Below are 12,697 nucleotides of genomic sequence, written 5' to 3' on the forward strand. Positions count from 1 at the left end.
ACGCTCGCCAGATCACCCAATAAGGCCTTGGACATCGGACGAGAGTAACCGAATTAGAAGGTTACGGTAATCGCGAAGTTCTCTCCATTTCCAGGGCCCGAACGGCCTTAGCTAATGAAACAAAACCAAAGTTTGCGTCTTCGGAACGAGTAGACACCGGGAACTCCGCTCTGCAAAAAAGCACGTAGCAGCCCGACCTCTATTTCTTCCCCTGATCTTTCATCTTGTGCGCAAGAGACTCAATCTCTTCAGCTTTCCTTACTACGTCCATCGAAAGGATATTCTTGTTCGTCTTGTCGACCGCCGTCTTCAGTTCGGTCGCCATGGTTACCAAACGTTGGGCCTGGTCATCCAGAAGTTTCTGTTTCGACGTGCGAGTCGCTTCCTTAGCTGGGTCAGCCTCAGCGGCAGCCTGAGGCTGGGACTGGGTTGGAGCGGGAATCTGAATTGGCGCAATGCTCCGCTGCTGCGTCCACCCGAAGGTGTTCGCGAGGAGTATCACCGCCGCAACCGCTAACCAAAGTCTCCGCATCGCAACTTCCCCAGCAGACGTTCGTCCTATTAGTTCCGCATCTTGTTCTTCACGCTTCGAGCTAGCTTTTCAATCTCGTCCATCTGCCGCAGCATGTCTGGAGTCAGCGCCTCACCTCCGGAGCTCGCGATGGACGCCTTCAACTGGCTCGTCAGGTTGAGCAGACGCTCGGTATCGCTTACCAGGCGTTTCTGTCGCTCTGTGTTCTGCATTCTTGCGTAGGATTCAGGCAGATTTTGATGGGGGTCCATATCGTCATCGAGCGAATGCCTCCCGGTCCTGCCAGTTCCTGTGCCCATCGTCGAGGCACCGCTACCAGTCTGCATCTGGGCCAATCCCAAAGGCCGTGCAGGACACTGGAGTGCCAGCACCGCTACGGACACCAGAATTGCTCGAAGTTGACGCCTTCCGTTCACGGCCTGCTCCAATCCTGCTTCTCTTACTCATTCGATGGAACACGCATCTCAATAGACTTGGGTGATGCCCCGCAGATGCGAGTCCATACGGCTTTCAAGTGGTCCGCATCCGTATTCCTTCATTCGCGCCGCACCGACGGCGAATAACTACAGAAAGAGTTAGGGAAATCATGCTCCCAGCAATCATTCTTATGCAAGCGGCTTCTACAGCGAGCACGGCGGTCCGGGAAGAGCGCACTCTTGAAGGGGTGGAACGGGGATGGCACAACGAGATTATCGACTTCGTCCAGCTCGATCTCCCACGCCTCGCTGTCGTGCTGCTCATCGCTTTCGCCCTTACGCAGTTGGTCAAGTTCTTCGTCAACCGGATGCTGCGGTTGGCTGACCGCCAGGTCGGCAACACGCAGCGCGCTTCGCAGCTTCGCACCATGGCCGCCGTCCTGCGGGCGACATCCTACAGCATCATTGGATTCATTGTCCTGCTGCATGTGCTGTCAGTGTTCAACATCAACCTGACACCTCTGCTGGCCTCGGCTGGAGTGTTGGGAGTGGGTATCGGTCTTGGAGCGCAGTCCATCTTTAAGGACATGATCAATGGCATCCTGATTCTGGTCGAAGACCAGTTCAATGTGGGCGATGTCGTGAAGATCGCCTCGCTTACTGGGACGGTGGAGGATATGAGCCTGCGCCGCACCTCTCTCCGCGATGGCGACGGTACACTGCACATCATTCCCAACAGCCAGATCGCTACTGTCTCAAATCAATCGAGGGACTTCTCCGTGGGTGCGATCAATTTGAATGTCGACGCGAGTGCGGACCCGGACAAGGTCCTGCGGCTGTTGAAAGCTGTTGCGATGGAGGTGCGTAATGACGTGGCGTTCAAGCAGGTCGTGATCGCGGACCCCGACGTTCCGGGGCTCGACCAGATCAAGGGGCGCGAGGTGGTCTACCCCATCACGATCAAATGCCGGGCCAACCAGCAGTGGGGTGTGCTGCGCGAGATTCGCAGACGGATCATCAAGACCTTCGAGAGCGAGGGGATTCCGCTGGGGACGGACCCGGCCAACATGCTGGTGATGCAGCACGCCGATCCTACGGCTCCACCGGCGCAGCAGCCGCTGATTGGGACGTAGAGGCGCGGGCTAGATCGCGGTGGCGAGCGCCGCGATCAGCCCCTCTGCATCACTCACTGGCGGGAGGCAGCTTCTTCCCGTGCAGACTAAAGCGATGCTGGTTGCGGTGGAGGGAAGATTCGGGATCGTCTCCGCGAGTGCCGGCGGAAGCGAGCCGAGCTGATCGCGACGGAGACGGATCACCGATTTGTTTACGACGAAGCGTGCCAGCGCGATGCCTTCGAGTTCATCGGCCAGCGCGTCTTCGCCGACTACGCAGATTTGTACGGGCGGTTGAATCATTCTTTGCAGCGCGAGCGCGTAGCCTGCGGCGTAGAGTCCGAGATGCTCGACCATGCCGGCAAAGTTCTCCAGCGTGAGCTTCGCCTTCTCTGAGTAATCTTCGCTGCCATTGAGCGCAGCGACTCGCAAAAGGAGAGATGCCGCGACGGGATTGCCTGCTGGCGTGGGGGAATCCTGCAGCGGCTTGCGACGGGTGCCGAGAACGCCGGGGCGTTGCTCTCCTTCGGGCAGAGATTCCGTATCGAAGAAGCCGTTGCCCTGGGTGTCGTAGAAGCGAGTGACGGTGCTGGCGGCGATCTGTTCGGCGGCGGTGTAGTACTTCAACTCGCCGGTGGTCTCCCAGGCATCGAGCGCGGCGTGGCCGATGAAGACGTAGTCTTCGAGGCCGCCAGCCACGCGTGAGGCGCGAGCGAGACCGTCGGCGTAGGCGACGACGTGCGCCATCGATGCATCGCTGCTCCAGGCGGAATCGAGCACTCGGTCGAGCGACTTCAGCGCGAACGCCCGCGCCTCCGGGATGCGCAACACGCGCGAGGTTTCGAGGTATGCCGAGATGCACATGCCGTTCCACGCCGTGTAGAGAGTCTTATCGATGAAGGGCGTCGGCCGCGCGAGACGTGCCGCGTAGAGCTTGCGTTTGGCACTTGCCAGCAACGCTGTGGCATCGTCCTCGGTGACTCGTGCGGACTTCGCGACAGCCGCCAGCGGCTGCAGGATGTGCAGCACGTTCTTCTGCGGATTGTGGTGCATGTCGCCGAGTTCGCCGATATCGAACCACGGGCCGGCGATGGCAAGCTCTTCCCTGCTCAACGCGGCAGCCGCTTCGGCGCGGGTCCAGGTGAAGTAGTCGCCGTCGTCTTCGAGCGAGAAGTCAGCATCCTGCGAGGCGTAGAAACCACCGCGGTCCTGGTCGCTCAGCCACTCGTCGATCCACTGCATCGTCTCGAAGGCAACGCGGGCGCACTCTTGCGCTCCGAAGCTCTGGTAGGCGTGGACGTAGTTCTTCAGCAGCTCGCTGTTGTCGTAGGCCATCTTCTCGAAGTGAGGAACGACCCAGCGCTCATCGACGCTGTAGCGATGGAAGCCTCCGGCGAGATGATCGTAGACGCCGCCCTTCGCCATCTTTTCGAGCGTGATCAGCGCGGCGTCTCGTGTTCCGGCTATGGCGTTGGTGCGTGATGCGGCGTCGAGCAGCATATCAATCGCGCCGGGGTGCGGGAACTTTGGCTGGCCGCCGAAGCCGCCGTTGCGGGCGTCGAACTGCTTCAGCGTCGCGGCGATCAGCTTCGCGTGAAGTTCAGCGCCTGGATTCGACGCCGTCTCGTTGAATGTCTCGTTCTCCTCGATGGCTGCGAGGACGCTTTCCGCGGACTCATCTACCTCGCCTCGGCGCTTCTGGAATGCCTCGGCCATGGTCAGCAGAACGCGCTGCATCGATGGGCGGCCGTGCTGGTCCTTCGGGGGAAAGTAGGTGCCGCCGAAGTAGGGCAGACCTGCTGGCGTGAGAAATGCCGTGAGCGGCCAGCCGCCCTGTCCGCTTATCGATGCGACTGCGGCTTGATAACGGGTGTCCACATCGGGCCGCTCGTCGCGGTCGACCTTCACCGCGATGTAGTGGTCGTTGATGATCTGTGCGGTCAGCGGATCTTCATAGCTCTCGCGGTCCATCACATGGCACCAGTGACACCACACCGCCCCGATGTCGAGCAGGATCGGCTTGTCTTCGGCCTGCGCCTTGGCGAATGCTTCGGGGCCCCACTCCTGCCAGTCCACTGGCTGATGCATCGCGGACCTTAGATACGCCGAGGCCGCCTTGGCCAGCCCGTTCACTTGCTCACTGCTCATTCCATCTCCACTTCTCTTCTATGCTACGACGCGACGAAGGCCCGGACCGAAGTCCGGGCCTTCTCGTTGCGGTCTTGTGATGGCCTACTGCGGAGGCGGAGGCGGCGTGGAGGAGATCGGCTTCGGAGCTTCGGGGGCCTTCGGTGCAGTCAGCCCCGGGATCACCGGAGCCTTGGCGATATCGCCGGTCGCCGCGGACTCGATGCTGATGCTGTAGTGATCGAGCGTCGTGGAGAGCAACTGCTGCAGCGCGGCGCGGTCCTTTGCGTAGGCCGCAGTAGCGGAGAGCAGATTGTTCTCGCTGGTGGCCAGGTTACGTCCCTGCTGCAGGACGTTGGCCGTCGTCGAAGCTCCGAGCTTGTACTTCTTCTGCTCTGCATCGAGGCTCTGGTTGGCGAAGTCGTGCGCGGCCTGCGCCGCCATCACCTGGGCGCGGTCGTTCGTCAAAGCGAACTGCGCGTTGATGACCTGGATGCGGATCTGCGTGTAGATCTGCTGCAAGCGCATCTGTGACTGGCGGTACTCCATCTGCGAGCGGGCCTGATCAGCCTGCGCGGTGCGGTTGCGAAGAGGGATCGTAATGTTTACACCAACGCCTTTATCGGGAGCGCTGCTGTTGAACAGATCCTTGAGGACGGTGCCGTAACCGATCGATGGGAACGTGCCCGGGTCATAGGGCTTACCGGTGTTGAAGTTCAGAGCGTTCGCACTCTGCGCTCCGCCAAGAGCACTGGCACCGTAGAAGGCATACGCATCGACCGTGGGCAGAAGTCCGTTCTTCTCCGCTTTGATGGTGATCTCGTTGTTCTTCATGTTGAGGATCGCCTGCTCGATCTGCGGATTGTTCACATAGGCCTGGCGGACGAGGTCTTCAACCGGGGTGTCTTCTTCCGGTAGACGATCGAGGCCGACGCGGTCGGTCGGAATAACCGGCGCTGCCGAGAGTGCTGGATCGTTCAACGTCCGGGCGATGGCCTGCTTCATGATGAGCTGCTGATACTCGAGGTTCGTCTGCGAGACGATCAGCGCCTGCTTGTCTGTCGCCACCGTGCTGTCGGAGTTGACGACGTCGAGCGGAGCCAGGGTGCCGATCTCAAGCTGCTTGCGATTGTCGGAGGTCAACTGGGTCGACTGGCCGAGCGCCCGCTCCTTGGCCTGCACATCTTCATAGGCGCTGACGAGGCCCCAGTAGATGTTCTCCACCTGGTTGACCGTGTAGAGCACCTGCTGACGGAAGGACGAATCGGTGATGCGACGGTCGTTCTTCGCCTGGAGGATGAAGCGACCGTTCACTCCCCAGCCGAAGCCTTGCAGCAGGTGCTGGGTCGCCGTGGCACGGAAGCTGGAGGTGATGTCCGGGCTGTAGTTCGAGAACGGGTTGTTTGTCGTAACGCGGGAGTTATTGAAGGTCACCGCGAGCTGGGTTCCGGTAATGAAGCCCTGCGTGTAGCCGAAGTTATATGTCGAGGTGTTGGTGTTCAACACCGTCAGGCCGCCGCTGAAGAGCGTGTTCGCCTGCTTCTGGCTGGTGGGCTCGTACTCAAGCTGCGAGGTCAGCGTCGGATCGAGATTCTCTGGCAGAGGGCCACCGCCGTTCGTGCTAAGCACGAGGCCCGAAGCTCCGGTACCACCGCCGCCGGCGGAGCTGGACGTGCCGCCCGGGCCACCACCGCCGGTGATGGTCGAAGTAGTGCCGCCAAGCGTATTCGCTACGATACCGGTCGAGACGCCGCGCAGCGTGGAGCCGGCGCGGGCGCGGAGCAGATCGGTGTCCGCAATGTCGAGGTTAATCCGCGCGATGGCGATGTCGTAGTTATTCTCTAGCGCGAGCGCGATGGCGTCCGACAGACTTAGGTAGATCTTGCCGTCGCGCAGCAGAGAGTCGAGCTGGGAAGAGTTTGCAAGTCGCGGCATGGGAACCGAGATGGCCGTATAGGGCGCGATCGGGTTCGTGAAGTGGCTCTTCGGCTTGGTGTAGTCGCGTGCCGTACTGCGCAGAAAGAGCGGCTCAGTGAGTTTAGGCTCCGGGGCCTGGGGCAGACCATCCGCCGTAAGCCCGGCGGAGGAACTGCTCGCTGGCGGGGTAGCCGGCGGAGTCGCCTGCTGGGTGAAACCCTGCTGCGGTGTCGAACCTATCAACACCAGACCGATCGTCGCTGCCGCCTTCAAATCAATACGTTTCAATTGCGCTCTCCAACTTTCTTTCGCCGAACAAATTCGCCCGGAACCCGCGGCGGTAACGACTCAAACTAGAAGCCTGCGGCTCAGAGAGCCAGTTCCGTGCATCGGTCCTAAACTGTAACTCTAGACAAAGATCAATCCCGCGACGGCTCTGGTCATGATCCGCCTTCGCGGCCGGGCGTGTCCTCATTGCAAAGTTAAGCAGTGTTCTGTAGATGCTCGGCCGCGTATCCGCGACTCCAAAATAGAGATGTTTGACTAGCCTGCTGACAGTACGCAAGGCAATCCGGCTTCGTTCCGTCAGGGAAGATTCTTTCCACTTTTCTGGGATTTGCCTTGCGAGGAAGTATACCAAGCGCCATCCGTAAAAGGTTCGGAGTGAAGGGCATGCCGCTGGAAACCGCTGAGCGCCGACCGGCCGAAGGGTACACTGCTGGGATGGTGAAGCGTCCTCCCCTCGCCGTTCTTACCGTGCTTGCTGGCCTGTATTTCGCTCTCGGATCTACCGGTCCAGCGGCGGCACAGGTCGCGCCGGACACGCAAAGGACGATTCCACCGGCGGAGAATCTTCCCGCGCTGGGATTGAATGCGGCGGCGTTGCGGGGAGGCGACCGGTACTCCAACTGCATCAATACACCGGTGAATGAGGCTGCCTGTCACCTCGACACCGTGGTCTTCGACCAGCCTGCCGGAGCGAATGGAAAGACCTCACAGGCCGCGCACCGCATCGACGTCAGCGCCTTCGGGCCGGGATTGAGCCTGGGCAACATGGGCGGATGGAGGGTGAACAAGGTCGATGTGGAGTTCCTGAATGTGGCCAACCGCGGAATCTCGCAGGCCCACAGCCTCTTCCTGTACAAACACGCCGCAGGCGACACCATGGGCAGTTATAACTATGTCTACTCCGACGGTGGATCGACGGCACTTTCCGACGAGAGCATCAAGGGCGACGCTCTGGATATGGGCGAGACGACCGGCTACTTTCACGGATCGATCGCTGCGACAGCCGGGACTGGAGATACGGTGCCCGCCCTGAAATTCGTATCCGGGAATGACTGGACTACCGACGGAGCGCCGCTGCTAGACATCACGCAGGGGAAGATCTCCGGCCGTATCATGGGTGCCGGATCGTCGGTGGCCGGAATTACGTTGGGCGTCATGAAGGTGGATAACGAGCTGCCGCTCAGCACCGCCTGGGGCGTCTGCGAGAACGAGATTCCTAACAACAATCTGGTCCAGAAGATTGCACCGTTTACCTGCAACGTCAGGCTGCGAGCAGGAAGCTTTACCGCAGGAGGTACAGTCTGCGTGAGCGGACCGAACTATCCTGAGCAGGCGCGGATCACTGCGGCTTCGGTCGCCAGCGGAGATCATCAGAAGATCACGATCGAGGTCCGTAATCCGAATAGCGCGGGCGCGAACATCTTCCAGGGCGGCGTCTGTGGGCAGTACATCAGCTTCGACGCGAACCTTGCCGTCACCGGTTACAGGTCGTCTTACTACGCGTTCGGAGCAGTCGATCCGCATCAGCTGATCTACGGGTACAACTTCAAGGGGCAGGTGATCGCCGACCTGCCGATGGCGAGCGAGGCGGAGCGCTTCGGCGTGGAGGGACGTAACGGATATCACCTCTATCCCGGTTGCGAGGTGATCACGAATCGTTCACTGAAGGACGACCCGGTCTGCGAGGTAAACGAGGTTCCATGGGCTGTGGGCGATCTGGTGGAAGCACCGCACAACGTGGTCGTGAATACGGTCGGCCACTTTACTGATCTGACCCAGAACTCCCCGTCGAATGGATCGCTCAGTTCGGTGGACCTGGTCGAGTTTCATGGCATGGGAGCGGTGGGGAACAACTTCATCGCTCACCGGACGGTAAACCTGAACGACTACAAGATCTTCGATCGGTTCGGAGGGATGCTGGGCGCACCGGAGATGCACAGGGTGGAAGGCTATTTCAGCACAGGGTTCTCTTTTGGCGATGCTCCGGGAGCCTTGATTCGTATCTACGGCAATCCCGATCACTCGAATGATCCGATGACGCTCTTCGCCCTGCCCGGAGGCGAGATCACCTGGAACCCAGCGACGTCCACTTTACGCGTGCCGCGGATTGAGGCACGAAACCTTGGCGGTAGTTCAGCCAGCGCCTCTGCCGCGCTGCGTGGAAGGAGCGACGTGATTGGCGGATCGCCACTGGCGCTCGGCTCCTGCGCCACTGGCGTCGTCAGCATTCCCGGAGCCACGCGGAGCATGGTCCCCGTGTCGGCAGCCGAGACAAACGGGGCTCCCGGATTCAGCGCGCAGGGCGGATTCCAGGTGAGCGCGCAGGTAACCGCGCCGGATAGAGTGACGGTCAGCGTCTGCGCAGTGATTGCGGGCACACCTAGACCCTCTCAATACATAGTTGCACTGGAATAGGCATTGGAATCAATGACACTCTGGAAACTTACTCTCAGCTATGACGGCACGCCTTACAGCGGCTGGCAGGTGCAGCCTACTCTACCGACGGTGCAGGGACGTCTCGCAGCGGCCATTCAGCATGTCACGGGCGAAGTGGTCCTGCCGCAGGGTTCCGGGCGGACGGATGCAGGGGTTCACGCGCTGGGGCAGGTTACAAGCTTCTCTCTGGAAGTGCCCATACCGGCCGAGAACCTGCACCGAGCCTTGAACCGCGCACTGCCGCCGAGCATCCGCGTGCTCGTGGTCGAAGAGGCCCCGCCGGAGTTTCACGCCCGGCACAGCGCCGTTCGCAAGACGTATGAATATCGGATCTTCCCCCGCATCGCGCGCGCCGCCGGAGGAGTGGATCGGATCTGTTCGCCTATGCTCGCTCCGTTTGTGTGGGATTGTCCATGGCCTCTCGACCTTGGCCTTCTGCAAAGCTCGGCCGGAGACGTGATGGGAGACCATGACTTCACCAGCTTCGCTGCGAGCGACCCGGATCTGGCGACCCGGAACCTGGCCGACGCCGAATCGTTGGAGCTGCCGTCGGAGCAGCGATCGAACGTTCGGCGCATCGAGCGCTCCAGATGGGACGAACGCGACGGGCTCTACGTTTATACCGTCAGGGGTTCTGGCTTCCTGCACCATATGGTGCGGAATCTGGTTGGAACGTTCGTGGACATCGGAGCGGAGCGACTTCCCATCGACGCGATGGCAGGCATTCTCTCCGCGCATGATCGTTCAGCGGCCGGCCCTACCGCGCCCGCACGCGGGCTTTTTCTGGTAGAGGTTGAGTACTGATGCGCCTCTTCGCGTCCAACCTAGCTCCGGCCTCGGCGAACCAGCGCATCGCGCGGCTTGCGACGCTCACCGCTGTCCATCGGGCGTTCCATTGGCTGCATTTACACCAGCCGCAGCTTCGGATGTGGCAATTGGAGATGTTGGCGATTCCCGCGCCTACCTTTGACGAGGCTGCACGGGCGGCCTGGTTTGAGGAGCGCTTTCGGGCACTTGGACTGGGCAACGTGCATCTTGACGGGGCCGGTAACGTTTTAGGTGAGATTGCGGCTGCTGAGACAAGTTCGGGACCCTGCGTCCTACTGTCCGCGCACCTCGACACCGTCTTTCCAGCGGAGCTTGTAGGTAAGGACTATGCGGCGCTGCTGATCGAAGATGGCTCGCGGATATTTTGTCCGGGCGTGTGCGACAACGCGGCCGGGCTGACCGGACTGCTGGCCATCGCTGCAGCTCTACGCTATGCGAATATCGCGCCGCCAGTCCCTCTCATCTTCGCAGCCAACGTAGGAGAAGAGGGCGAGGGCGATCTGCTGGGGATGCGCCATATCTTTCACCAGGGGGCATATCGTGGCCGGATCGCCGCGGCGATTGCCCTGGAGGGCGCGGGCTCGAACTCTGTGGTCACGAAGGCGCTTGCTAGCCGGAGGTTTCGGGTGACGATACATGGCCCGGGTGGGCACTCGTGGACAGATGCAGGTCGGCCGAATCCGATCTCTGTTATGAGCCGAGCGCTCTCTCGTATCGACGATCTGATCCTTCCAGCGACTCCGCGAACGACGGTGAATGTGGGTCACATCACGGGCGGGACTTCGGTGAACTCGATACCGGAGAGTGCGACGGCGCTGATCGATCTTCGTTCGACGAGTGCGGAACAACTGCGGGAGACGGAGGCGGCGATCCGGGCGGCTTTTGAAGAGACCGTCATGGAAAATTGCCCCAAAGACCTTCGACTGCAGATTGAAGTCATCGGCGATCGTCCCGGCGGAGCGCTCAGCGACAACGATCCCCTCCTGGGCACGATTCGCGCTGTAGACCGCCACCTCACGCTGAGGACCGAGCAGCGACTCGGCTCGACCGACGCGAATATCCCACTCTCGATGGAGATTCCGGCGGTGGCGATTGGAGCCGGCGGCAAGGGTGGGGGCATTCATACGCTGCAGGAGTGGTATGACCCAACAGGCCGCGAGACCGCACTGCGGCGAGTGCTGCTGACAGTGCTGGACACACTTGACCTGGCTTCGACGCAGGATGCCTCTGCATCCGCTTGATACACTCACCTGCGTGAAGACCATCCTTTCTGCCTGCGTCGCTTCCCTGCTTCTGCCGCTCACAGCATTTACGCAAAGCTCGCATCAGCCGCCCGTCGAGACGATCTTTGTTCACGGCGACATCCTGACCGGAGCGCACCTGAAGAAGTCTGATAGCTCGGTGACACCGGGTCGGGTGACGGCGCTGGCGATTGCGGGCGGCCGGATCGTGGCTGTGGGATCGGACGATCAGGTGCTGAAGCTCAAGGGCGAATCGACCAAGGTGATCGACCTGAACGGGGCGTTCGCGATGCCGGGGTTCAACGACGCGCATACGCATATCGCGGGAGCAGGACAGCAGCATCTGACGGTTGATCTGACCGGCTCGAAGTCGCTGGCGGAGATGCTCGACCGAATCAAGGCCTACGCGGCTGATCCGGCAGTGGCAGCGAATCCGGCAAGCTGGATCAAGGGCGGCGGATGGGACCACACGCTTTGGCCGGGCAAAGTGCTGCCGACGAAGACAGATCTGGATGCTGTAACGGGAAAACATCCGGCGGTGCTGGAGCGCGTTGACGGACATATTCTGGTGGCGAATTCGGCTGCCTTGGAGGCTGCTGGGATTACGGCGGCGACGAAGGCACCGACGGGGGCGGCGATCGATCATGACGCGACGGGCGAACCAACGGGGATCCTGCGTGAGGACGCGGCGATGGAACTGGTGGACAGGAAGATTCCGCCGCCTTCGAGCGACGTGCGGCGGCGGGCGCTGCAATACTCCATCGATGAGGCGCTGGCACATGGCGTCACCAGCGTTCAGGACCTGTCAGAGTATGAGGACTTCCTCGTGCTCGAGAGTATGGAGCGGCAGCATGCGCTGAAGCTGCGGGTGAGCGAGTGGATGGCCTTCGACACGCCAGTGGAGGTGTTGAAGCAGCGCCGGGCGGCGCACGATGCGAACGACCCGCTGCTGCACCTGGGAATGCTGAAGGGGTTCATGGATGGGTCTTTGGGATCGCGGACGGCGGCGATGGAAGATCCGTATGCGGACGATACCGGCAATACCGGCCTGTTGCGTTACTCCGATCAGGCGAAGCTGAATGCAATGGCTACGGCTCGGGCGGCGGCGGGATTTCAGCTTGGGTTCCACGCCATTGGTGACCGCGCGAATGAGGTCGCACTCGATGCGTTCCAGGCGGCGGAGCAGGTGGCCGTTCTCCCGGGACAACGGCCTGCGCCGGTTGATCCGGATGCAGCGATCGTGGCCCATGTGGATGCTGCTCCGGGTGCTTCACAACTGCGATACCGCATCGAGCATGCACAGGTGGTGGAGGCGGAGGACTTCGACCGGTTTGCGAAGCTCGGCGTGATTGCGTCGATGCAGCCGTCGCATCTGCTCACGGACATGAACTGGGCGGGCGCGAGACTTGGGCCGGACCGGGTGGCGCTCTCGTATACCTGGAAGTCGTTTCTGGACCACGGGGTGACACTGGCGTTCGGGACGGATTATCCGGTGGAGTCGATCGGTCCTTTTCGGGGGCTGTATGCGGCGGTGACTCGGATGAACGAGGCTGGGACTCAGACGTATCAGCCGCAGGAGAAGGTGACGATCGAAGAGGCGCTGTACGCGTATACGCAGGGGTCGGCGTTTGCGGAGTTTCGGGAGGGTGAGAAGGGGCGGCTGGAGCCGGGGTATCTTGCGGACCTGGTGGTGCTGGATCGGGACGTGACGAAGGTGTCGCCGCAGGAGCTGCTAGGGACGAAGGTGCTTCGGACGGTGGTGGGTGGAGAGACTGTGTTTGGGGGTAAGTAGTTCTTGTC

At 61.2% G+C, this 12,697-nt stretch carries 9 protein-coding genes; 5 read left to right on the forward strand and 4 right to left on the reverse strand.

Features of this window, described 5'->3' with window-relative positions; genetic code table 11:
- Positions 1–199: 199 nt before the first annotated feature.
- Both HDF16_RS20225 and HDF16_RS30285 read right to left on the reverse strand, forming a co-directional pair.
- Positions 200–532: a hypothetical protein gene (locus tag HDF16_RS20225; RefSeq protein WP_184221006.1), complete on the reverse strand. Its 333-nt coding sequence runs from the start codon at positions 530–532 to the stop codon at positions 200–202.
- A gap of 29 nt (positions 533–561) precedes the next feature.
- On the reverse strand, positions 562–948 hold the full coding sequence (locus HDF16_RS30285) for a hypothetical protein (RefSeq protein WP_221312964.1): 387 nt from the start codon (positions 946–948) through the stop codon (positions 562–564).
- Positions 949–1,118: 170 nt separating this feature from the next.
- On the opposite strand from HDF16_RS30285, the gene HDF16_RS20235 reads away from it, so the two are divergent.
- Entirely contained in the window at positions 1,119–2,081 is a 963-nt protein-coding gene (locus HDF16_RS20235; protein ID WP_246409467.1) for a mechanosensitive ion channel family protein, read from the forward strand.
- Between the two features lie 9 nt (positions 2,082–2,090).
- Here HDF16_RS20235 and HDF16_RS20240 read toward each other — a convergent pair whose 3' ends face one another.
- Positions 2,091–4,208 (reverse strand): thioredoxin domain-containing protein, encoded by a 2,118-nt coding sequence (locus HDF16_RS20240; RefSeq protein WP_184221009.1) that lies wholly within the window; start codon positions 4,206–4,208, stop codon positions 2,091–2,093.
- Positions 4,209–4,292: 84 nt separating this feature from the next.
- Positions 4,293–6,392 (reverse strand): TolC family protein, encoded by a 2,100-nt coding sequence (locus HDF16_RS20245; RefSeq protein ID WP_184221011.1) that lies wholly within the window; start codon positions 6,390–6,392, stop codon positions 4,293–4,295.
- Between the two features lie 384 nt (positions 6,393–6,776).
- Here HDF16_RS20245 and HDF16_RS20250 point away from each other — a divergent pair, with 384 nt between their 5' ends.
- Genes HDF16_RS20250 through HDF16_RS20265 form a run of 4 tightly spaced genes read left to right on the forward strand, consistent with a single transcriptional unit; the run spans position 6,777 to position 12,689 of the window.
- Positions 6,777–8,807, forward strand: coding sequence for a hypothetical protein (locus HDF16_RS20250; RefSeq protein ID WP_221312965.1), 2,031 nt, complete (start codon positions 6,777–6,779; stop codon positions 8,805–8,807).
- 12 nt (positions 8,808–8,819) lie between these two features.
- The gene (gene truA, locus HDF16_RS20255; protein WP_184221015.1) at positions 8,820–9,632 is read left to right on the forward strand and encodes a tRNA pseudouridine(38-40) synthase TruA; all 813 of its coding nucleotides are present in this window, start codon (positions 8,820–8,822) and stop codon (positions 9,630–9,632) included.
- Positions 9,632–10,897: a M20/M25/M40 family metallo-hydrolase gene (locus tag HDF16_RS20260; RefSeq protein WP_184221017.1), complete on the forward strand. Its 1,266-nt coding sequence runs from the start codon at positions 9,632–9,634 to the stop codon at positions 10,895–10,897. The genes truA and HDF16_RS20260 overlap by 1 nt, the downstream gene beginning before the upstream one ends.
- Before the next feature lie 13 nt (positions 10,898–10,910).
- Positions 10,911–12,689 (forward strand): amidohydrolase, encoded by a 1,779-nt coding sequence (locus tag HDF16_RS20265; RefSeq protein WP_348641368.1) that lies wholly within the window; start codon positions 10,911–10,913, stop codon positions 12,687–12,689.
- Positions 12,690–12,697 lie beyond the last annotated feature (8 nt).

The sequence above is a fragment of the Granulicella aggregans genome, from assembly GCF_014203275.1.
Lineage (GTDB): Bacteria > Acidobacteriota > Terriglobia > Terriglobales > Acidobacteriaceae > Edaphobacter.